Raw genomic sequence first — 21,592 nt, 5'->3', positions numbered from 1 at the left:
CCCGCGCGGGCCTCCCGAGGCGGGCGCGGGCTACTTCAGAACGAGCGAGGACCACTGCTTGATCCACTGTTCACGGTTCTTGGAGATCGTCTCCGGTGCCAGCGTCGTCGGCTTGTCGATCGTCGCGCCGTACTTGGTGAACAGCTCCGGCACCTTGGCACCCTGGCGTGCCGGGTTGACGAACATCTGGAGCGGCATGTCCTCCTGGAACTGCTTGGACAGCAGGAAGTCCAGCAGTGCCCTGCCACCCTTCTCGTTCTTCGCGCCCTTGAGCAGGCCGCCGAATTCGATCTGTCGGAAGCAGGTGCCGGTGGCGACACCGGTGGGCGCTTCCTTGGGTGGCGGGTTCTTGCCCATCACCTCGGCGGGCGGGCTGGACGCGTAGGAGACGACCAGCGGCTTGTCCCCCTTGCCCTTACCGGCCGCGGAGCCCGAGAAGCGCTCGTTGTACGCCTGTTCCCAGCTGTTGACGACCTCGGCCCCGTTGGCCTTGAGCTTCTTCCAGTAGTCCTGCCAGCCGGCGTCGCCGTACTTCGCGACGGTCCCGAGCTGGAAGGCGAGCCCCGGAGAGGAGGTCGCGGAATTCTCCGTGACGAGCAGCCCCTTGTACTGGGGCTTGAGCAGATCGTCGAAGGTCTGCGGCGGCGCGATCTTGTGCTGGGTGAAGTAGGCGCGGTCGTAGTTGACGCAGATGTCGCCGTAGTCGAGGGGCGTGACGCGGTGCGCGTCCTTGTCGAGCTGGAGGTCGGCCGGGACGCTGTCCAGCCCCTTCGCTTGGTACGGGCTGAAGATGCCCGCCTTCAGGCCGCGGGAGAGCAGGGTGTTGTCGATGCCGAAGAAGACATCGCCCTGCGGGTTGTCCTTGGACAGGATCGCCTGGTTGACGGCCTTGCCGGCATCCCCGCCCTTGAGCACCTTGACCTTGTAGCCGCTCTCCCTCTCGAAGGCGGCCAGTACGGACTTGGAGGCATTGAACGAGTCATGGCTGACGAGCGTGACGGTCTTGGCGTCCGCACTCCCGCCGCTGCTCCCCGTGGTGCCGCACGCGGAGAGCGCGGCCATGCCGGCCGCGGCGGCGAGCGCTGCCGCGGTGATCCTGCTGGTGGTGCTCACTGATTTCCTCCTGGCTGGCCAGGAAGAGACGCGGCCCCGCCCGGTGTCCGCCGCTCGCGACGTCGGGGGACGTACGGCAACGCACAGCGGGCAGGGCGCAACAGCATGAGTGACGACCGAACTTCCTACCCGGAATGACCCGGGCGAGGTTCAAGGGTCTGCGGGGCCGTGTGACGACGACGCTTCCGCACTCTCAGCGCTGTGGCGCTCCCCTGTCGGAATGTGCATTTGTTCGAGCACACCGTACCAGCGGGCGTTCAGCGCTCCGAGGCGGCGAGCTGCCCGCAGGCGCCGTCGATCTCCTGGCCGCGGGTGTCCCGGACGGTCACGGGCACACCGTGTGCCTCAATGGCCCGTACGAACGCCAGCTCGTCCTCGGGCCGCGAGGCGGTCCACTTCGAGCCCGGCGTCGGATTGAGCGGAATGAGGTTCACATGGACACGCTTGCCCTTGAGCAGCCGTCCCAGCAGGTCACCGCGCCATGCCTGGTCGTTGATGTCGCGGATCAGCGCGTACTCGATCGAGATGCGGCGGCCGGACTTCTCGGCGTACTCCCATGCCGCGTCCAACACCTCACGCACCTTCCAGCGGGTGTTGACGGGCACGAGGGTGTCGCGCAGCTCGTCGTCCGGCGCGTGCAGCGACACCGCGAGCCGGCACTTGAAGCCCTCGTCGGCGAACCGCAGCATCGCCGGGACCAGCCCGACCGTGGAGACCGTGATGCCGCGCTGGGACAGCCCCAGCCCGTCCGGCTCGGGGTCGGTCAGCCGCCGGATCGCGCCGACCACCCGCTTGTAGTTGGCGAGCGGTTCGCCCATCCCCATGAAGACGATGTTGGAGAGCCGCGCCGGACCACCCGGCACCTCGCCGTCGCGCAGCGCCCGCATGCCGTCGACGATCTGGTGCACGATCTCGGCGGTGGAGAGGTTGCGGTCCAGCCCCGCCTGCCCGGTGGCGCAGAACGGGCAGTTCATTCCGCAGCCGGCCTGCGAGGAGATGCACATGGTGACCCGGTCCGGGTAGCGCATCAGCACCGACTCGACGAGCGTGCCGTCGTGCAGCCGCCACAGGGTCTTGCGGGTGGTGTCGTTGTCACACGAGATGTGCCGCACCACGTTCATCAGATCCGGGAGCAGCTCCGCCGCCAGCTTCTCGCGCGCCGCCGCCGGGATGTCGGTCCACTCGGCCGGGTCGTGTGCGTAGCGGGCGAAGTAGTGCTGCGACAGCTGCTTCGCGCGAAACGGTTTCTCGCCGATCGCGGCCACCGCTTCGCGGCGCTCAAGGGGGCTGAGGTCGGCGAGGTGCCGTGGGGGCTTCTTGGCCCCACGGGGCGCGACGAATGTCAGTTCTCCCGGGGCCGGGCGTGCCATGAGTGGAAACTCCTCTGTACGACGAGGCCGGGCGTCCTCCGCTGTCGCGGAGCCAGGGGCCGGACGGAGCCGGAGCCAGAAGACCTCATGGATCATCCCCCGCGGTCGCGGGGCGGAAAGGGCGCATCGCCCGCGAGCGACGCGCCCTTCAAGGGTAACCGGCGCGGGTCAGCCCGATCCCACGAAGATCACGAACAGCAGCCAGACCACCGGCGCGGTCGGCAGCAGGGAGTCCAGGCGGTCCATGATGCCGCCGTGGCCGGGCAGCAGGGTGCCCATGTCCTTGATCCCGAGATCGCGCTTGATCATGGATTCGCCGAGGTCGCCGAGGGTCGCGCTGGCCGCGACCGCGAGACCGAGCAGCAGCCCCTGCCACCAGGCGCCGCCCTTGATCAGGAACTCCATGCAGAGCGCGCCCGCCACCATCGCGAACAGCACCGCGCCGACCAGGCCTTCACGGGTCTTGCCGGGGCTGATCCGCGGCGCGAGCTTCTTCCTGCCGAACCGCCAGCCGACCGCGTAGGCCCCGGTGTCGCTGACGACCGTCAGCAGCAGGAACGTCAGCACCCGCTGCGGCCCGTCGTCCCCGGCCGCAAGCATCAGGGCCACGAACGTCGCCAGGAACGGCACGTAGAACGCCGCGAAGACGCCCGCCGTGACATCCCGCAGATAGTTCTCGGGCGCCTCGGTCATCCGCCACACAAGGACGGCCAGCGCGGTGAGCGCCATCGCCACCCACGCCCCCTCGGCCCCGCGGACGTATCCGGCGACCACCATGGCGGTACCGCCGACCGCGAGCGGTACCAACGGCACCCGGATGTCCTTGCGCTCCGCCAGCCTGGAGGTCAGCTCCCACAGCCCCACGACGACAGCGATCGCTATCACACCGATGAACACCGGCTTGTAGACGAAGAGCGAGGCGAGGATGACCGCGCCGAGGCCGACACCGACCCCTATGGCGGCGCGCAGATTACGCCCCGCACTCTTCTTCTTCGGTTTCTCTGGGTCCGGTGCGCTGTCGGCCCCGGGGAGAGAGGTGGGCATGGGCTCCTGCGGCCTGTCGTCGCGGAACGGGGGGCCGCTCAGCCGAGCAGCCCCCCGGTCGTCCCGGATGTCCCGATGGTCGTCCTGGTGTCCGCCCGGCTCGGGCACGATGGGCATGGGCCGAGTCTGCGCCGCGTCGCCCCGGTCGTGCACGGGACCCGCCGGGACGGGGGGTGCCGCCCCGCGCAGCGAGGCAGCCGGTCCGTGATCGGGCGGTCCCCATTGACGGGCGCCGGGCGGGGTCCCCCAGGATGACTCGTTCATCAGACCTCTAGGAGCTCGGATTCCTTGTGCTTGAGGAGCTCGTCCACCTGCGCGACGTACTTCGCGGTGACGTCGTCGAGCTCCTTCTCGGCACGGCGGACCTCGTCCTCACCCGTCTCCTTGTCCTTGACGAGCTTGTCGAGCGCTTCCTTGGCCTTGCGCCGCACGCTGCGGATCGAGATCTTCGAGTCCTCGGCCTTGTTCTTGGCGACCTTGATGAACTCGCGGCGGCGCTCCTCGGTGAGCTCCGGGAACGTCACACGGATGATGTTGCCGTCGTTGCTCGGGTTGACACCGAGGTCGGAGTCACGGATCGCCTGCTCGATGTTGCGCAGCGCGCTCTTGTCGAACGGGGTCACCACGGCCATCCGCGGCTCCGGCACCGAGAACGACGCCAGCTGGTTGATCGGCGTCATGGCGCCGTAGTAGTCCGCCACGATCTTGTTGAACATGGCCGGGTGCGCACGCCCGGTGCGGATCGCGGCGAAGTCCTCCTTGGCGACCACGACGGCCTTCTCCATCTTCTCCTCGGCTTCGAGGAGGATCTCTTCGATCACCACTTGCTCCTGGTCTTTTCGGTAAGAAGCAGAGCCTCGCCCCTGCCGCGCGTCTTCTCCTGCACGGTGTCCGACCGGCAGGCGGTTGTCCATCCCCGTACCGAGGTCTTCCCACGGCCGGGAGTTGCCGCCCGTACGCGCCGACGCCCGTACGGAATCACGGCAGTTGGGGCCGTCAGGCCCGGGTGTTCTGATCGCTGACGAGCGTCCCGATCTTCTCACCCTTCACCGCACGCGCGATGTTGCCCTCGGCGAGCAGCTCGAACACGAGAATCGGGAGCTTGTTGTCCCGGCACAGCGTGATGGCGGTGGCGTCGGCGACCTTCAGATCGCGGGTGATCACCTCGCCGTATTCGAGGGCGTCGAACTTGACCGCGTCCGGGTTCTGCTTCGGATCGGAGTCATAGACACCGTCCACACCGTTCTTGCCCATCAGCATGGCCTCGGCGTCGATTTCCAGGGCGCGCTGGGCGGCGGTGGTGTCGGTGGAGAAGTACGGCATGCCCATACCGGCGCCGAAGATGACGACCCGGCCCTTCTCCAGGTGGCGCACCGCGCGCAGCGGAATGTACGGCTCCGCGACCTGGCCCATCGTGATGGCGGTCTGGACGCGGGAGTCGATGCCCTCCTTCTCCAGGAAGTCCTGGAGGGCCAGGCAGTTCATGACCGTACCAAGCATGCCCATGTAGTCGGAGCGGGCCCGGTCCATACCGCGCTGCTGGAGTTCGGCGCCGCGGAAGAAGTTGCCGCCGCCGATCACGATGGCGATCTCATAGCCGTCACGGACCACCGCGGCGATCTCTCGGGCGATGGCGTGCACGACATCGGGGTCGACACCCAGTCCTCCGCCGCCGGCGAACGCCTCGCCCGACAGCTTGAGAAGGAAGCGACGCTTGCCGCCGTTGCCGGCTTTGTGTGTGTCCGCGCCGTCGGCACCGTGATTCATTGAGCTCTCCTCGTGCACATACGAAGAAGGCCACTGCCGTGGGTCTGGTCCAGATCCCTGTGCGGCAATGGCCTCCTCGTCACATCTGCGGCCGGCCGTTGAGCGGCCGACTGCGTACGACCCTAGCGGGGTCGTAGGTCATTCGCTGCCTTCGCGGCAGGCTCAGATGCCGACCTTGATGCGCGAGAAGCGCTTCAGGGTGACACCGGCCTCCTGGAGGACCTTCTCGACCGACTTCTTGTTGTCGAGCGCGTACGGCTGACCGAGCAGCGTCGCGTCCTTGAAGAAGCCGTTGAGGCGACCCTCGACGATCTTCGGCAGTGCGGCCTCGGGCTTGCCCTCGGCGCGGGTGGTCTCCTCCGCGACGCGACGCTCGGCCTCGACGACCTCGGCCGGGACGTCCTCCTTGGAGAGGTACCGCGGGGCGAACGCGGCGATGTGCTGCGCGATGCCCTTGGCGACCTCGGCGTTCTCCTTGTCGAGCTCGACAAGGACACCGATCTGCGGCGGCAGGTCAGGCATGGTGCGGTGCATGTACGCCGACACGTAGCCGTCGGAGAACTGCGCGAAGCGGTCCAGGACGATCTTCTCGCCGAGGTTCGCGTTGGCCTCGTCGACGTACGCCTGGACGGTCTTGCCGGCCTCGATCTCGGAGGCGAGCAGGGCCTCGATGTCGGCCGGGTTGGTCTTGGCGACGTGCGCGGCGAGGGCGTTGGCGACGGCCTGGAACTTCTCACCCTTGGCGACGAAGTCCGTCTCGCACTTCAGCTCCAGGATAAGGCCGGAAGCGTTGTCGTCGGCGATCAGGGAGACCACAGCGCCGTTCTCGGCGGAGCGGCCCTCGCGCTTGGCGACGCCCTTCTGACCCTTGACGCGGAGCACCTCGACGGCCTTGTCGACGTTGCCCTCGGCCTCTTCCAGGGCCTTCTTGCAGTCCATCATGCCGGCGCCGGTGAGCTCGCGGAGCTTCTTGACGTCAGCGGCGGTGTAGTTCGCCATGGTCTGTGAATCTCTTCTCGGAATCGCGAAAGTCGAAAGATCTACGGGTGGACGGCGGGGGCGGCGCTTGTGGCGCCCTCCCCCGCCGTCATCAACCGGTCTTGAGGTCAGCCCTGCTCGGCCGGCTTCTCGGCCTCGGCGGCCGGGGCCTCGGCCTTGGGGGCCTCGTCGTCGGACTTCTTCTCGCCCTCGAGCAGGTCGCGCTCCCACTCGGCCAGCGGCTCGGCGGCAGCCTTGTCGCCGGGCTTCTGGTCGCCGGTGGCGGCACCGGAACGGGCGATGAGGCCCTCGGCGACGGCGTCGGCGATCACGCGGGTGAGCAGGGTGACGGAGCGGATCGCGTCGTCGTTACCCGGGATCTTGTAGTCGACCTCGTCGGGGTCGCAGTTGGTGTCGAGGATCGCGACGACCGGGATGTTGAGCTTGCGCGCCTCACCGACGGCGATGTGCTCCTTCTTGGTGTCCACGATCCAGACGGCGCTGGGTACCTTCTGCATCTCGCGGATACCACCGAGGGTCTTCTCCAGCTTGGCCTTCTCGCGGGAGAGGACGAGGAGCTCCTTCTTGGTGAGGCCGGAGGCGGCCACATCCTCGAAGTCGATCTGCTCGAGCTCCTTCAGACGCTGCAGGCGCTTGTAGACCGTGGAGAAGTTGGTCAGCATGCCGCCGAGCCAGCGCTGGTTCACGTAGGGCATGCCCACGCGGGTCGCCTGCTCGGCAATGGCCTCCTGGGCCTGCTTCTTGGTGCCGACGAACATGACCGAGCCGCCGTGGGCAACGGTCTCCTTGACGAACTCGTAGGCGCGGTCGATGTACGACAGCGACTGGAGCAGGTCGATGATGTAGATGCCGTTGCGCTCGGTGAAGATGAAACGCTTCATCTTCGGGTTCCAGCGGCGGGTCTGGTGCCCGAAGTGGACGCCGCTCTCCAGCAGCTCCCGCATCGTGACGACGGCCATGGCCGTACTCCTTGTTGTTTCTCGGTTCCACCGCGGCCGGTCGGCCGCGGTGCCTGACGCCCCGACGCGCCTGCCAGGGGAGGAACCGGACGGAACCTTCCGAGGACCGAGGAGCGCGGCCGTCGTGCTGCCCGAAAGGGACTGGTGCACTGATGGCGGGGCGTGCGAAGTCGACCCGGTGACCCGGATCGCCACCAGAAGTGTACGGGACGGGCGATGCACCGGGCGACACGCACCATTTCGTGCCCCGGGCGAGTGACGCCGTTATCCACAATCAGCCCGCCGTCCACAGCTTTCGACCAAGATCCCCACGCCCGTCCGGACTCCGTCATGGTCAGGGCATGAGACGACACCCCAGCTCAGCCAAGCGGCAGCCGCTCTCACTCGGACGATCTGCACGGACATACCGCCGACGGCCCCCCGCCCTGCGCCGACGACGCTCCGGCCCGCCCCGACACCGATCCGGCAGCCCCCGCCACACATCCCGACACGGGCCGCCCCACCCGGCCCCGACTCCGACCCGGACCCCGGCGCCACTCGGCACACGGGGCGCCCGGGAAGCGTGGGACGCAGGGGGAGCTCGGGGAGCACAGGAAGCACCGGGAGCGTGGGAGCCACGGGGAGCGTGGGAACCGCGCAAGCGCAGCCGCCCTCCTTCGGCTCCCGCATCGGGCGATCTGCGTACGACGTACAGGGCTTCCCTGGGCGCCGCCAGGGCGTTGGCAGGGGCGGCGGCAGTCACGGCTGCGGTGGCGGCTGCGGTGTGCGTGCCGATGGCAACAGGTGCCTTGGACGTGGATGCGTTCAAGGTTGACGCCCTGGGCCTCGTAGCGGAAAGCGCCACGGCACGCGCCACGCGGACCGGCCCGGAAGACCCGGCACCGCCGGCGTCCACGGACCGTTCCTGGCCGGTGGGCGGCCCGGCAGGGCTGCGGCCCACCGTGCTACGCGGCTGGGAGCCGCCCCCTTCACCCTGGGCGGCGGGCCACCGCGGTGTCGACCTGGCGGCGTCCCCCGGCACGGTCGTCCGGGCAGCCGCCCCCGGCCAGGTCGCGTTCGCCGGCACGGTTGCCGGACGCGGGGTGCTGACCATCGAGCTGTCCGGCCAGGGGCGCCCACCCTTACGCACCACCTACGAACCGGTCCGCGCCACCGCCCACCCAGGGCAGCACGTCGCGGCGGGCCAGCCGGTCGGCGTGCTGCAACGCGGCCCGTTCCACTGCCGCGCCCCGTGCCTCCACTGGGGCCTGCTCCGCGGGAAGACCTACCTGGACCCACTCTCGCTGCTGCCACCGGCCATGCTCCATGGCGGCCCGTCCCGGCTGCTCCCGGTCTTCGGCATCCCCGAACCACCCCGGATCCCTACCGCTACTCAGCGGACGGAACCGAAGCGGACGGGTCCGGGACAACCGGCCCCCATGGCTCACGAGACGACGGACGCACCGACAAGCGCGGCCCTCGCAGGAGCGATCGCGCTCGCGACCGCCGCGCTGTGGGCACTGGGCCGCCATGCGTCGGGCAACCGCGGCGAGCCAACGGGGCGGGGCAACTCCGCGGGCCGGGCTACCGAGGGGCAATGCGCGCGGCGCGACGAGATACCAGCACGGAGGGAGAGAGGGATGAGATGACGGGCGGGAGGTGACGCAAACGGGGAGCCAGGCGCGAGAGGAGCGGCGAAGATCACACCTGCGACACGGCACAGCCCATGCCTCAGTGATCAGGCGGGCGCATGCGGGCTGCGGGCTGCGGGCTGCGGGCTGCGGGCTGCGGGCTGCGGGCTGCGGGCTGCGGGCTGCGGGGGCAACGAGCGGTGGTGGAAGTGCGGGAGGGGTGGGGCGGGGGGTGGGGGCCCGGGGGGGGGAGCCCCCAGGAGGCCCCGTGCCCTCAGCCGCCGACCCCCCGCAAGGCCATGGCCACTGCTGCCTCGGTGATCTCTTCCGGGTTTTCCGCGGCGCCGAGTTCGATGCGGCGGACGGCGGCGTCGACGACGCCCTGGAGGAGCATGGCGGCGAGGCGGGGCTGTTCATGGCCGAGGGCGGCGAGCGCCTCGACGATCATGGCGATCAGGCCGCCGTGCGCCGCGCGGATCTTCTCTCTCGCCCCGGCGTCCAGCTCTCCGGCCGAGATGGCGACGACGGCGCGGTGACGGCGGTCGCCGACCAGGGCCAGCTGCCGGCGCACATACGCCTCGACCTTCCCGCCGGGCGTTTCGGCGCGTTCCATCGCCGCCTCGACCTCCGCCGCCCACACGGGGAAGTCGACGGCACACAGTTCCTCGACGACAGCCGCGCGGGAGCGGAAGTACTCGTACACGGAGGAGCGCGCGAGGCCCGTGCGCTCCGCGAGGGCGGGGAAGGTCAGCGCCTCCGTTCCGCCTTCGGACAGCAGGGTGCGGGCGGCGTCCAATAGGGCGCCGCGCTGCATCGTCCGGTGCTCGGCCACCGAGGCCGCTCGAATCCTGGGCACGCCACCACTTTACGGATGGCCCTCGCGTTGTGGCACTCCGCGTCGCGACACGAGGTGTCGGCGGGCAACATCGACCGGGGTGCCGCGCCCTGTTCAGCGTCCGACATCCGCCAGTTTCGCCCGGAGCTGGAGCACGGATTTGGTGTGGATCTGGCTGACCCGGCTCTCCGTGACGCCGAGGACGTTGCCGATCTCGGCGAGGGTGAGGCCCTCGTAGTAGTAAAGGGTGACCACGGTCTTCTCGCGTTCGGGGAGCGTGTTGATGGCCCGGGCGAGCAGCCGCCGCAGTTCGCGATCCTCGGCGATTTCGACGGGGTTCTCGGCGGCGGTGTCCTCCAGTGTGTCCATCAGGCTCAGGCGTTCACCACCCTCGCCGCCGACGTGGAGGAGTTCTTCCAGCGCCACGACGTTCGCCAGCGACAGCTGGCTGAAGACGCCGTGGAGTTCTTCGAGTGCGATGCCCATCTCGCCGGCGACCTCCGCCTCGGTGGGGGTGCGGCGGAGTTGCGCTTCGAGCGTGGCGTATGCCCGTTCCACGGCTCGGGCCTTCTGCCGTACGGATCGCGGGATCCAGTCCAGGGCGCGCAGTTCGTCGATCATGGCGCCGCGGATGCGGGTGATGGCGTACGTCTCGAACTTGATGGAGCGTTCGGGTTCGAACTTCTCGATGGCGTCGATCAGTCCGAAGACCCCCGAGGAGACGAAGTCGGCCTGCTCGACGTTGGGCGGCAGTCCGACGCTGACGCGGCCGGCGACGTACTTGACCAGCGGTGAGTAGTGCAGGATCAGCTGTTCCCGCAAGCGTCCGTCGCCTGACGCCTTGTAGGAGCGCCACAGCTCGTCGAGCGAGGTGGGCGGATTGGGGCGCACGCTGCCGCGTGCGGCGGGTGGTACTGCCGCACGGTCAGACCCGGAGGTGTGCTGGGGCATTCGTCGCCTTGAGCCGTTCTGCCGAGACACGGGTAGATGGATGTGTGAGGTTTGAATTGTTGTGAGCGTAGCGTGACCGCGGCATCGCGGTGTGCGAGGAAAGCGGGTTGGGTGTGCGCAGATACGTTCCGCTGCCCGCACCCCAGGGTTACCTCGTACGGCGTGGCGGCACCCGGACGGTGCGTCGGGGGCGCGTTCCCGGAGGGCCGTGCGGACGGACGCGGCGAAGCGGCGGGCAGGACCCCGTGCGTCCGTTGCGCCACATCGCCGTCTCCCAACGGGTCGGCCTCGCGCACCGAAGCGAGGCAAACCTGGATTCTGCGGTCATTCCCCTCACCCTTTCACCCGTTCGCGCAAGGTCAAGTACCGCCTCGCCGGGAACCTTCGGCGGAGTCGGCGCGTCGCACCAACTCCCAGTGCTCACCGCACCTTTGAACGAATCCGAGGGACTGCAACTCGAAGAGCTTTCCCTGCGTGGTGTCACGGGGTGTGCCCGACTCCCGTGCCAGTTGAACGGTGTCCGCGGGGCCGCGGGCCGGCAGTGCTTCCAGTACGCGGAGGGCGACCGGGTCCAGGAGGTCGCGGGCGAGGGTCGGGCCGCGCCGCTCGGGTGCGAGATCGCCGATGCTGCCGACGAGTTCGATGACCTCGTCGGCGTCGGTGACCACCGTGGCCTCGCCGCGCAGGAGTTGATGCACGCCGGCGGACAGGCCGCTGGTGACCGGCCCAGGCACGCCCATCGTGAACCTCCCGAGGGACAGCGCGCGCCGGGCGGTGACCAGCGAGCCGCTGCGGAGTTCGGCTTCCACGACGACGGTGCCCCGGGTGAGTGCGGCGATGACGCGGTTGCGCAGCACGAAGCGGCTGCGGGTGGGGTGGTCGCCCGGCGGCAACTCGGCCACGATCAGGCCCTGTTCGGCGATCCGGCCGAGCAACTCGCTGTGACCGCGCGGATAGGCGTAGTCGACGCCGGAGGCGAGGACGGCGATGGTCGGGCCGTCGGCGGCCAGTGCGCCGCGGTGCGCGGCGCCGTCGACGCCGTACGCCGCGCCGGAGACGACCGTCCAGCCGCGCTCGGCGAGTCCGGCGCCGAGGGTGGTGGCGAGGTGGGCGCCGTATTCGGTGCAGGACCGCGCGCCGACCACGGCGACCGAGCGCAGCGCCCACAGTCGCAGGCCCCCCGCACCGCGTACCCAGAGGCCGATGGGGCGGCCGTCGCCGAGGTCGTCGAGCTGGCGTGGCCATTCCTCGTCGCCGGGGCAGATGAAACGGCCGCCGAGCGCGGCGACGGCCGCGAGGTCCGCGGCGGGGCGGGCTCGTGCGGCGCGCAGTCTGAGGCCCGCGACCTTAGTGGGGCTCGCGCCCGGGGGAAGGCTCGCGTCGTCCTCGGACAGCGCGTGCCAGAGGGCTACCGGGCCCATCTCGCGCAGCCAGCGACCGGCCGTTTCGTCGCCTGGTTCGAGGATGCGGGTGAGGGCCGCGCGGGCGGCCCGCTGCGGTTCGCAGGCCTCCCGCCGGGACGTGCCGCTGCCGGCTGCCGTCTCCGCTTCGTTCGCGTCGTGGGCCGGCCCGGTGGGCGTGCTGGTGACGCGGTCGGGTGGGGAGGGCAGGCCGGGAGCGGGGGCTCTCGGGGCGTTCGCCGTGGCCCCGCTGGTGACGAAGCCCCATTCATCCATCGTGTTCATCGCTCGCCTCCGCTCGTCCGCCGGTCTGCCCCTTCGTGCCTGCGGTCTTTGTGCGTGCGGTCGCCGTCTGCGCGCCCGCCGCGGTCGTCACCGTGCCGCGGCGCACGCCGGTGCGGAGTTCCAGGGCCCAGTTGACGTCCTCCCGTGTGGGGCGGTCGCGGCCTGCGAGGTCGGCGGCGGTCCAGGCGACGCGGAGGACGCGGTCGAGGCCGCGGGCGGTCAGGAGGCCGCATTCCAGGTCGCGTTCGGCGTGGGCCAGCGCGCCGTGGTGGACCTGCCAGCGGGTGCGCAGTTCGTGGCCCGGTACCTCGCTGTTGGTGTGCCAGGGGGTGCCGGCGTAGCGGGCCGCGGCGCGTGCGCGGGCGGCTCGGACGCGTTCCGCGACGTCGGCGGTGGATTCGGCGCCGCGGCCGAGTGCGAGGAGTTCGGAGCGGGCGACCGGTTCCACGGCGATCCGCAGGTCCACGCGGTCCATCAGCGGCCCGGAGAGCCGGGCGCGGTAGCGGCGGATGGAGGAGGGCCGGCATTCGCAGCCGCCGGCGGTGGTGCCGTGCCGGCCGCAGGGGCAGGGGTTCGCCGCGAGGGCGAGGAGGAAACGGGCGGGCAGGCGCATCATGCCGGCGGCCCGGGCGACGACGACATGTCCGGATTCCAGCGGCTGGCGTAACGCGTCCAGGACGCGTGGGCTGCATTCGGCGGCCTCGTCCACGAAGAGCACGCCGTGGTGGGCGAGCGATACGGCTCCTGGTCTGGGCAGGCCGGTGCCGCCCCCGACCAGGGAGGCCATGGTCGCGGAGTGGTGCGGGGCGCAGTAGGGCGGGCGGTGGACCAGTGGCTGTCCTGGTGGGAGGGTACCGGCGACCGAGTGGACGGCGGTGACCTCCAGGGACTCCTTGGGCGTCAGGGCCGGCAGCAGTCCGGGGAGGCGTTCGGCGAGCATGGTTTTGCCGGCGCCCGGCGGGCCTTTGAAGAAGATGTGGTGGCGGCCGGCGGCGGCCACCTCCAGGGCGCGGCGGGCGCCGTGCTGGCCTGCGACGTCCGCGAGGTCGGGGGTGTGGTCGCCGGGTGGCAGGCCCGCGCCGACGCCGGTGCCGGGCATGGTGAGCCCGGCGAGGAGCGGGTCGGGGCGGCCTTCTTCGAGGGGGTTCTCCTCGTCCGGCACGGGTTCGTCGGCGAGGACGGCGATGAGCTGGCGCAGGCTGCGGATGCCGAGGACGGAGACGCCGGGGACGAGGGAGGCCTCGGCGACGGTCTGTTCCGGCACGACGACCTGGCGGTATCCGGCGTCGGCGGCGGCGAGTACGGCGGGCAGCACGCCGCGTACGGGCCGGACGCGGCCGTCGAGGCCCAGTTCGCCGATCATCATCAGGTCGGTGAGCTCGCGGGGGTCCAGACGCTCGGCGGCGCCGAGGACCGCGCAGGCCACGGCGAGGTCGAATCCGCTGCCGCTCTTGGGCACGGAAGCGGGGCTGAGGCCGACGGTGAGCTTCTTCTGCGGCCACTCGGCGCCGGAGTTCGCGACCGCGGCACGCACCCGGTCGCGGGATTCGACCAGGCTCTTGTCGGGGAGTCCGACGAGGGTGAAGGCGGCGACGCCGGGCTCCAGGTCGGCCTGGACCTCGACGACGACTCCTTCGACCCCGACCAGGGCCACGGAGCAGGTGCGGGCGAATCCCATCAGGCCACCCCCCGTACGTGCTCGACCGCGGGGGCGCCGCGGGCGGGCAGCAGGACGCCGATGACGTCGATCCGTACGCCGCCGGGCGGTGGGCCGCCGTGCAACTCCAGCCAGCGTTCGGCGAGCAGCCGGAGCCGGGCGGTCTTCCCGGGCCGTACCGCGGCCATGGGGTGTTCGTAGGAGCCCACCCGGCGGGTCTTGACCTCGCAGATCACCAGGGTGTCGCCGTCGGCGGCGATGATGTCGATCTCGCCGTCGCGGCAGCGCCAGTTCCGGTCGAGGATCCGCATCCCGGCCTCGGTGAGGCGCCGGGCCGCCAGGTCTTCGCCGTAGCACCCCAGTGCGCGGCGGCGGGTGCGGGGCCGGGCGGCCGTCGGTCGGTCCGGGGCGCGCGCCGCTCTGCCCCGGGCGCCCGGCCTGGTGCGGGCGTCCTTCCCGGCGCGTGCGGTCTTGCCGGTCGCCGGGTGATCCCGGGTCCGTGTGGCCGTGACGGCACCGTGGCCGTCTGCTGTCGCCGCCTTCTTGAGGGAACCGTCCCCGGTGCCCTCGCCGTCCGCGGTCCGTCCGCCGTCCCGGGTCCGTGCGCTGTCTCCGGCCTGGTTGCCGGTGTGCGTGGCGTTCATGCGGTACCACCTCCGGCACCGACTGTGACGCCTCCGCGCAGGTCTGTTGGATCTTGGTGGACAGCGGATCGGTTGTGGACAACTCCGTCACCCGCCGGGGTGGCCGGGGCCGCTCCGCGGCGGGCGATCCCCCGGTCCGCCCCTCGGTCGTCAGCTCCCCGGAAGGTCCAGATCGCTCTTGTTGAGCTCCTCGATATTCACATCCTTGAACGTGAGTACCCGCACCTGCTTAACGAAACGGGCCGGTCGGTACATATCCCACACCCATGCGTCGGCCATCGAGACCTCGAAGAACACTTCACCCTGGACCGAGTGCACCTGCATCTCGTAGTCGTTGGTGAGGTAGAAGCGACGTTCGGTCTCGATCACGTATTTGAACAGCCCGACGACGTCGCGGTACTCCCGGTAGAGCTTCAGCTCCATCTCGGTCTCGTACTTTTCGAGGTCCTCGGCGCTCATGGCAGATCCCCTTCAGCCGTGCGTCCCCCTATTGTGCGTCAGACCCTCTCGGTCTCCAGGAGCACTGGCGCACTCGGGGGGCCTTCGTCGAGCAGTGTGCGCAGCAGCCCGGCGAGTCTGGTCGGATACACCGTCTCATGCGTCGCCGACAGTTCCTCCGCGGTCCACCACCTCAGCCCGGAGACGCTGCGTCGCTCCAGGTCGGTGTGGCCGCCGGTGTCGGTGGCGGTCCGGTCGGTCCGTCCCAGGTAGTACCACTCGTCCTGTTCCCAGCGTCGCCCGTCGAACGGAAAGGCGCAGCGGCGCTTCCACAGGACGGGGCCCAGGACGGCATCGGTGATGCCGGTCTCCTCGGCGAGCTCGCGACGGGCCGCCTCCTCGCGGGTCTCGGCGCCTTCCACACCGCCGCCGGGGGTGAACCACCAGGTGTCGTCGGGGTTGTCCGGTTCGAAGCCGTGCAGCAGCAGGATCCGGTCGTCGGGGTCGAGCAGGACGACGCGGGAGACCTGCCGCACCCCGGCGGGCTCGCCGCGAGTCACCGCCCGTTCCGGGCTCTGCGTCGGCTCGGTGTCCGGCTCCCGCTCCTGCCCCTGCTCCCGCTCAGGCACGCCGGCGCCCCCTCCTCCGTGCGATCGGCCCGTATGCCGCACCTCCCAGGATGAGCACCGCGCCCGCCGCGACGGCCAGGACGACGGGCTGGATCGGCCCCGGCCGGGACGTGCCCCCGGGGAGCGCGGAGAAGGCCGCGGGGCGCTGCACCAGGCCGGCGCTGCCGAGCGGCCAGGCGAGGGCGTCGACCCGGGCCTCGACGGCACTGCGGGGTACGGAGCCCTGGTCGCCGTCGGTGAGGTGGACGCGGGAGTCGAGGGAGTCGCTGCGGTGGTCGCCCAGGAGGAAGAGCTGGCCATGGGGGACGGTGGCCTTGAAGCCGACGGGTGAGGCGGGGCCACCGCCCTGCCGATACGGTTCTTCAACGGGGGTTCCGTTGATCGTGAGCAGCCCCTGCTTGGTGCAGCAGGCGACCTTGTCGCCGCCGACGCCGACGACCCGCTTGACCATCGGCAACGATCCCCAGGTCGAGTCCTTGAAGACGACGATGTCGCCGCGGCGTATCTCGGAGCCGCCGACCTTCTCGGCCAGCACCCGGGCCCCTACGGAGATCGTCGGCGTCATCGAATCGGTCGGCACCGTGTAGGGCCGGTAGTTCAGCGCACCCCAGACGAAGCCGCCCAGGAACAGTACACAGCCGACGGCCACGGCCAGACCGGACAGCACACTGCCCGTGGTCCGGCCGCGGCCGTCCGTCCTGCGTTCCGTACTGCTGCTCATCCCAGCGCTCCCACCCCGCGGTACCGGCCCGCGTCGAAAGATCCGGGACGGCACCTTACCTGGGGTTACCGACTCCGGTAAGCCTCCGGCGGCGCCACAGCACGATCGGCACCGCGCCGGTCAGGCCCAGCGCGGCCGGAGCCGCGGCCATTGCCTTGTTGATCCCGGCCTGGTCGAAGGTGTCCGGTACGGGGAGGGTTGCCCAGCGGTTGACGGGCCAGGCGATGGTGAAGGCCCGGCCGACGACCTTGTCCTCGGAGACCGTGCCCCCGCCGTCCAGGTTCTGGTGGTAGCGGGAGTCGAGGGAGTCGTCGCGGTGGTCGCCCATCACCCAGATCCGGCCCTTGGGGACGTGGATCGGGCCGAAGGGGCGGTCACCGCACGGGGTGGCGCCGGGGAAGACGTAGGAGTCCTCCTTGAGGGCCTTGCCGTTGACCTTGACCGGGCCGGTGCCCTGGCACTCGACGGTGTCGCCGCCGACCGCGATGACCCGCTTGATCAGGTCCTTCTCCTCGGCCGAGGGCATCAGCCCGATGAAGCTGAGGACCTTCTGGACCGGGTTGGGCTGCGGGGTGGGCGTCTCGTTGAGCCAGCCGCCCGGGTCGTGGAAGACGACGACCTCGCCGCGCTGCGGCTTGGACCCGAACCACGGTGTGAGCTTGTCCACCAGGACCCGGTCCCCGCGCTGGAGGGTGTCCTGCATCGAGTCGGACGGGATCGAGAACGCCTGCACCAGAAACGTTTTGATCAGCAGCGCGAGGAGCAGGGCGATGCCGATGAGGATCGGCAGCTCCTTCCAGAAGGCACGCGGCTTCTTGCCCTTGGTCACGCTGCCGCCCGCCTCCTCGTCGGCCGCCGTGTCCGACTGTTTCGATAGATCCGTCCGCGGCCGGTCCGCCGGCGCGGACCGCCCTGACTGTGACTGTGGCTGATGCACGGAACTCGCCGCCGACCGCGCGGTCTCACCGCGCCCCGCCGGCTCTTCGGGCTCTTCGGTTCCGGACCGCGCGCCGACCGCCAAGTCCCCCACATCTGCTCCTTACTCCGCGCTCTCGCCTGCCCGTCAACCGGTGCAGGCCCACCACTCCCATAACGAGCGGGAGTTCCGCAGGGGTCGGGAGTACGGTCAAACTCTCGGGTGACACCCTATGCGGCGCATTCGCTGCCGCCGCCTTCGCGCCCGGCGCGTCGTGCACCGTTGCGAAGGTGTCGGGCTCTTCCAGCATCCGCCAGTGACTGAACGGCCAGGCGATGACCACGGCCCGGCCCACCACGTTGTCCACCGAGACCGTGCCACGGTACGGCTCGTCCAGGTGGTAGCGCGAATCCGCGGAGTTGGAGCGGTGGTCGCCCATCACGAAGATCCGCCCGGTGGGGACGGTGACCGTGAACGTCAGCTGGGAGGGCGGGTTCCCGGGGTGTACGTACGGCTCGGTCAGCGGCGTCCCGTTGACCGTCACCCGGCCCTGCTTGTCGCAGCAGCGGACGGTGTCGCCGCCGACCGCCACCACCCGCTTGATCAGGTCCTGCTCGTCGGCGGACGGCAGCAGCCCGATGAAGGTCATGAAGTCCTTGAACGGGCCGGGGTCGCCGGACGTCTGGTTCTGCTCGCCCTTGAGCCAGCCCCCCGGGTCCTTGAAGACGACGACGTCGCCGCGCTGCGGCTTGGCGCCGAACCAGGGGGTGAGCTTGTCGACCAGGACGCGGTCCCCGATCCGGATCGTCTGCTCCATGGAGCCCGACGGGATCACGAACGCCTGGACGAGGAAGGTCTTCAGGACCAGCGCGATGGCCAGCGCCACGCCGACCAGGATGGGGATTTCCTTGAGGTAGGAGCGGCGTCTGCGGCGCTTGATGCGCCGGGCCTGGCGCCGCCGCTCGGCCCGGCCGCCGGTCGCCCGGCGGGTCTCCCGCGGGCCCTCGGAGTCCTCGGCCTCCCCCGGGCCGCCGTACGCGTCGCCGTCGCCGTGGCCGTGGCCGGTCCGCCGGGTGTCCCGGCGCCCGTGCCGCGGGCGTCCCCGGTTACCCATGCGGGCCTGCCGGGGCCGGTATGCCGTCGAAGGACCGCGGGGTGCCGATGGTGCGCCAGCGGCCGACCGGCCAGGTGATCAGGTCCGCCCGGCCGATGACCTTGTCAACGGGGACGGTGCCGCCGCCGGCCTCGCCCAGGTGGTCGCGGGAATCGCTGGACCTGGCGCGGTGGTCGCCCATGACCCACAGCTTGCCCGCCGGCACCACGGTGTCGAAGGGCACGGCGGACGGCGCGTCCCCCGGGTAGAGATAGCTCTCGCTCACCGGCTCACCGTTCACTTCGATCCGCCCCCGTTTGTCACAGCAGGTCACATGGTCCCCGCCGATACCGATGACGCGCTTGACGTAGTCGGTGTGGGCGGCCGGGGCCAGGCCCAGGGCCGAACCGGCCCCGCGCAGCAGCCCCGTGACGGGATTCTCCTCCTGCTCCCTGTGAACGAACGTCCCCAGGCCGTCGAAGACGATGACATCGCCACGCCGCGGTTGGTTGCCGAAACGGTACGCCAGCTTGTTGACCAGCACCCGGTCCCCGACCCGGAGGGTGTTCTCCATGGAGGTGCTGGGGATCAGGAAGGGCTGCGCGACGAAGGTGCTGAGCAGGAACAGGAAGGCCAGGCAGATGGCGAAGAGGCTGACCGGCCGGTACCGCAGGCGCGCCACCGAGGTGAGAAAACGCGCGGAGCGCGACCGCTGCTCCGGCCCCTGGTCGGGGGCGGGAGAGGGGTCGCGCTCCGTGAGCTGTGCGTCGGTGTCCATCGGGCCCAGAGCCTATCCGGCCGGGTCCGGACGCCGGACGCGAGCGTGGCCTCGCGGTGCACCGGGGCGGAAGTCCGCGGCCCGGTGCGGTGCGGCTCAGTTGTCGCGCTTCTCCTTGATCTTCGCGGCCTTGCCGCGGAGCTCACGGAGGTAGTACAGCTTGGCGCGACGGACGTCACCGCGGGTCACGACCTCGATCTTCTCGACGATCGGGGTGTGCACCGGGAAGGTGCGCTCGACGCCGACCGAGAAGCTGACCTTGCGGACCGTGAAGGTCTCGCGCACGCCGGAGCCCTGACGGCGGATGACGACGCCCTTGAACTGCTGCACACGGGAGCGGCTGCCCTCGATGACGCGGACGTGGACGTTGACGGTGTCACCCGGGCGGAAGGCCGGGACGTCGCCGCGCAGGGAAGCGGCGTCGACGTTGTCGAGAAGGTGCATGACCTACTGCTTTCTTCGCTGATGCCACAGGTCATCAACGGGATATGAGGAAAGGTTGTTTCGGATGCCGTTCCGTCGGGCGGGCGTCGTTCCCCCTGTGGCAGGGGCGCGCGCCGGACGCACACAGCAGCGGCCTATTCTTCCACGGCCTGACTCGCGCGCCCAAATCGGCCCCCCTCGTTCTCCGACCAGCCCAGAACGGAGAGGATTTCCCGGTCCTTCTTGTCGAAGGCGGCGGGGTCGGCGCGCTCGATGAGGTCGGGGCGGTTGCGGTCGGTGCGGCGGAACGCCTCGTCGCGGCGCCAGCGGGCGATCTTGCCGTGGTGGCCGCTGAGCAGCACCTCGGGGATGGTTCGGCCGCGCCACTCGGGGGGCTTGGTGTAGACGGGGCCCTCCAGGAGGTCGGCCATCGCCCCGGGGGCGAAGGAGTCGTCCTGGTGGGAGGCGGCGTTGCCCAGGACGCCGGGCAGCAGCCGGGCCACCGCCTCGACCATGACCAGGACGGGGGCCTCGCCGCCGGCCAGGACGTAGTCGCCGATGGAGACCTCGCGGACGTCCAGCCGGTCGCCGTACTCCTCGATGACGCGGCGGTCGATGCCTTCGTAGCGGGCCGGGGTGAACACCAGCCAGGGTTTGGCGGAGAGCTCGACGGCGAGCTGCTGGGTGAAGGGGGCGCCGCTGGGGGTGGGGACGACGATCACGGGTTCGCCGTCGCCGGAGGCGATGATCTCGTCGAGCGCCTCGCCCCAGGGCTCGGGCTTCATGACCATGCCGGGACCGCCGCCGTAGGGGGTGTCGTCGACGGTGTGGTGCTTGTCGTGGGTCCACTGCCGCAGGTCGTGGATGCGGACGTCGAGCTGCCCGCGGGCGCGGGCCTTGCCGACGAGCGAGACGTTCAGCGGTTCGAGGTATTCGGGGAAGATCGTGACGACGTCGAGCCGCATCAGCTGTCCTCGCGGCCGGAGGCGATCTCGGCCTGGTTCTCGTCGAGGAGGCCGGGCGGCGGTTCGACGACCGCGCGCTGTTCCTCCAGGTCGATCTCGGGCACGATCTCGCTGACGAACGGGATCATGACCTCGCCGCCGTCGGGCCGTTCGACGATCAGCAGGTCCTGGTAGGGCAGGTGGGAGACCTCGGTGATCCGGCCGACAGCGGTGCCGTCGCGGGTGACGACGTCGAGGTCGATCAGCTGGTGGTCGTAGAACTCCTCGGGATCCTCCGGGACTTCCTCGGGGTCGACCTCCGCGATCAGCAGGGTGTTGCGCAGCGCCTCGGCGGCCGTGCGGTCGGTGACGCCTTCGAAGCGCAGCAGCAGCCGGCCGCTGTGGACGCGGCCGGTGGCGATGGTGAGCGGTCCGGCGGAGGACGGTTCGGTGACGAGGACGGCGCCCGGCGCGAGCCGCAGTTCCGGCTCGTCGGTGCGCACCTCTACGGTGACCTCGCCCTTGATTCCGTGGGCGCGGCCGATCCGGGCGACTACCAACTGCACTGTGCTGCTCCCCTTTGCGGCTGAGCCGCCGCCGCTCTCGCGGACGTGGCCGAGGAACCTGGGGTTCCTCACTTGATGGTGACGGTGGTGGGTCCGATGGGGCTGGTCACCGGGGATCCGACGGGTGTGGCCGTGGTTCCACGGTGGCATACGAGCGCGGGCCGGGGACGACCCGAAGGCCCTCCCCGGCCCGAGCCGGTGTTCAACTTGTCAGCGAACTTGGTCGACGTCGACGAGGTCGACGCGGATGCCCCGGCCGCCGATGGCGCCCACGACGGTCCGCAGCGCACGGGCGGTACGGCCGTTGCGACCGATCACCTTGCCGAGGTCGTCGGGGTGCACCCGGACCTCCAGCACGCGCCCGCGGCGCAGGGTGCGCGAGGCTACCTGCACGTCATCGGGGTTGTCGACGATGCCCTTGACGAGGTGCTCAAGGGCCTCCTCCAGCAC

General features: G+C 70.5%; 21 protein-coding genes, 2 pseudogenes and 1 riboswitch. Of the genes and pseudogenes, 1 reads left to right on the top strand and 22 read right to left on the bottom strand.

The features are described 5' to 3' along the window. Positions 1 to 30 precede the first annotated feature (30 nt). From RZ84_RS25980 to rpsB, 7 genes are all read right to left on the bottom strand, one after another. Positions 31 to 1,113: a thiamine ABC transporter substrate-binding protein gene (locus RZ84_RS25980; protein ID WP_043266324.1), complete on the bottom strand. Its 1,083-nt coding sequence runs from the start codon at positions 1,111 to 1,113 to the stop codon at positions 31 to 33. A 104-nt stretch (positions 1,114 to 1,217) separates the two neighbouring features. Continuing rightward, positions 1,218 to 1,337: riboswitch (TPP riboswitch) on the bottom strand. Between the two features lie 33 nt (positions 1,338 to 1,370). Beyond that, on the bottom strand, positions 1,371 to 2,483 hold the full coding sequence (gene rlmN, locus RZ84_RS25975) for a dual-specificity RNA methyltransferase RlmN (RefSeq protein ID WP_043266323.1): 1,113 nt from the start codon (positions 2,481 to 2,483) through the stop codon (positions 1,371 to 1,373). Between the two features lie 168 nt (positions 2,484 to 2,651). Continuing rightward, positions 2,652 to 3,791: a phosphatidate cytidylyltransferase gene (locus RZ84_RS25970; protein WP_078894186.1), complete on the bottom strand. Its 1,140-nt coding sequence runs from the start codon at positions 3,789 to 3,791 to the stop codon at positions 2,652 to 2,654. After that, complete coding sequence (frr, locus tag RZ84_RS25965; RefSeq protein WP_043266322.1) at positions 3,791 to 4,348, bottom strand: ribosome recycling factor; 558 nt, start codon at positions 4,346 to 4,348, stop codon at positions 3,791 to 3,793. The genes RZ84_RS25970 and frr overlap by 1 nt, the downstream gene beginning before the upstream one ends. Before the next feature lie 175 nt (positions 4,349 to 4,523). Further along, on the bottom strand, positions 4,524 to 5,294 hold the full coding sequence (gene pyrH, locus RZ84_RS25960; protein WP_043266321.1) for a UMP kinase: 771 nt from the start codon (positions 5,292 to 5,294) through the stop codon (positions 4,524 to 4,526). A 162-nt stretch (positions 5,295 to 5,456) separates the two neighbouring features. After that, positions 5,457 to 6,293: a translation elongation factor Ts gene (gene tsf / locus RZ84_RS25955; protein ID WP_043266320.1), complete on the bottom strand. Its 837-nt coding sequence runs from the start codon at positions 6,291 to 6,293 to the stop codon at positions 5,457 to 5,459. Between the two features lie 107 nt (positions 6,294 to 6,400). Continuing rightward, complete coding sequence (rpsB, locus tag RZ84_RS25950) at positions 6,401 to 7,252, bottom strand: 30S ribosomal protein S2 (protein ID WP_043266319.1); 852 nt, start codon at positions 7,250 to 7,252, stop codon at positions 6,401 to 6,403. A 677-nt stretch (positions 7,253 to 7,929) separates the two neighbouring features. Here rpsB and RZ84_RS25945 point away from each other — a divergent pair. Next, a pseudogene (locus RZ84_RS25945) lies at positions 7,930 to 8,604 on the top strand (M23 family metallopeptidase); the annotation flags it as partial. 532 nt (positions 8,605 to 9,136) lie between these two features. Here RZ84_RS25945 and RZ84_RS25940 read toward each other — a convergent pair. The 15 genes and pseudogenes from RZ84_RS25940 to RZ84_RS25870 form a co-directional block, all read right to left on the bottom strand. Continuing rightward, on the bottom strand, positions 9,137 to 9,676 hold the full coding sequence (locus tag RZ84_RS25940; RefSeq protein WP_043270846.1) for a TetR/AcrR family transcriptional regulator: 540 nt from the start codon (positions 9,674 to 9,676) through the stop codon (positions 9,137 to 9,139). 135 nt (positions 9,677 to 9,811) lie between these two features. Next, on the bottom strand, positions 9,812 to 10,648 hold the full coding sequence (whiG, locus tag RZ84_RS25935) for an RNA polymerase sigma factor WhiG (RefSeq protein ID WP_043266318.1): 837 nt from the start codon (positions 10,646 to 10,648) through the stop codon (positions 9,812 to 9,814). Between the two features lie 359 nt (positions 10,649 to 11,007). Beyond that, positions 11,008 to 12,333: a DNA-processing protein DprA gene (dprA, locus tag RZ84_RS25930; RefSeq protein WP_241777856.1), complete on the bottom strand. Its 1,326-nt coding sequence runs from the start codon at positions 12,331 to 12,333 to the stop codon at positions 11,008 to 11,010. After that, positions 12,317 to 14,011 (bottom strand): YifB family Mg chelatase-like AAA ATPase, encoded by a 1,695-nt coding sequence (locus RZ84_RS25925; RefSeq protein ID WP_052230159.1) that lies wholly within the window; start codon positions 14,009 to 14,011, stop codon positions 12,317 to 12,319. The genes dprA and RZ84_RS25925 overlap by 17 nt, the downstream gene beginning before the upstream one ends. Continuing rightward, positions 14,011 to 14,361 (bottom strand): annotated as a pseudogene (locus RZ84_RS25920) (YraN family protein); the annotation flags it as partial. The pseudogene RZ84_RS25920 and the gene RZ84_RS25925, both read right to left, overlap by 1 nt. A 423-nt stretch (positions 14,362 to 14,784) precedes the next feature. After that, the gene (locus RZ84_RS25915; RefSeq protein WP_003980220.1) at positions 14,785 to 15,093 is read right to left on the bottom strand and encodes a DUF2469 domain-containing protein; all 309 of its coding nucleotides are present in this window, start codon (positions 15,091 to 15,093) and stop codon (positions 14,785 to 14,787) included. A 38-nt stretch (positions 15,094 to 15,131) separates the two neighbouring features. Further along, positions 15,132 to 15,632: an NUDIX hydrolase gene (locus tag RZ84_RS25910; protein ID WP_043270836.1), complete on the bottom strand. Its 501-nt coding sequence runs from the start codon at positions 15,630 to 15,632 to the stop codon at positions 15,132 to 15,134. Positions 15,633 to 15,693: 61 nt separating this feature from the next. Beyond that, entirely contained in the window at positions 15,694 to 16,422 is a 729-nt protein-coding gene (gene lepB, locus RZ84_RS25905) for a signal peptidase I (RefSeq protein WP_043266317.1), read from the bottom strand. A 55-nt stretch (positions 16,423 to 16,477) separates the two neighbouring features. Next, complete coding sequence (gene lepB, locus RZ84_RS25900) at positions 16,478 to 17,443, bottom strand: signal peptidase I (protein WP_043270833.1); 966 nt, start codon at positions 17,441 to 17,443, stop codon at positions 16,478 to 16,480. Then, entirely contained in the window at positions 17,385 to 18,452 is a 1,068-nt protein-coding gene (lepB, locus tag RZ84_RS25895) for a signal peptidase I (protein ID WP_043266316.1), read from the bottom strand. Before lepB (RZ84_RS25895) ends, lepB (RZ84_RS25900) begins: the two co-directional genes overlap by 59 nt. Continuing rightward, a complete protein-coding gene (gene lepB / locus RZ84_RS25890; protein WP_043266315.1) occupies positions 18,445 to 19,209 on the bottom strand; it encodes a signal peptidase I in 765 nt (254 codons plus the stop codon). The genes lepB (RZ84_RS25895) and lepB (RZ84_RS25890) overlap by 8 nt, the downstream gene beginning before the upstream one ends. Positions 19,210 to 19,305: 96 nt before the next feature. Beyond that, positions 19,306 to 19,653 carry a 50S ribosomal protein L19 gene (gene rplS / locus RZ84_RS25885; RefSeq protein WP_043266314.1) on the bottom strand — a complete coding sequence of 116 codons (348 nt, stop codon included), beginning with the start codon at positions 19,651 to 19,653 and terminating at the stop codon, positions 19,306 to 19,308. A 134-nt stretch (positions 19,654 to 19,787) separates the two neighbouring features. Further along, positions 19,788 to 20,597 (bottom strand): tRNA (guanosine(37)-N1)-methyltransferase TrmD, encoded by an 810-nt coding sequence (trmD, locus tag RZ84_RS25880; protein ID WP_043266313.1) that lies wholly within the window; start codon positions 20,595 to 20,597, stop codon positions 19,788 to 19,790. Continuing rightward, positions 20,597 to 21,142, bottom strand: a complete 546-nt coding sequence (rimM, locus tag RZ84_RS25875; protein ID WP_043266312.1) for a ribosome maturation factor RimM — start codon at positions 21,140 to 21,142, stop codon at positions 20,597 to 20,599. The genes trmD and rimM overlap by 1 nt, the downstream gene beginning before the upstream one ends. A gap of 210 nt (positions 21,143 to 21,352) precedes the next feature. Then, positions 21,353 to 21,592: an RNA-binding protein gene (locus RZ84_RS25870; RefSeq protein ID WP_003980229.1), complete on the bottom strand. Its 240-nt coding sequence runs from the start codon at positions 21,590 to 21,592 to the stop codon at positions 21,353 to 21,355.

The organism is Streptomyces sp. CT34, assembly GCF_000805335.1.
Classification (GTDB): domain Bacteria; phylum Actinomycetota; class Actinomycetes; order Streptomycetales; family Streptomycetaceae; genus Streptomyces.
The sequence above is the reverse complement of the archived record's forward strand: the minus strand, read 5'-3'. Positions and strand labels throughout refer to the sequence as shown.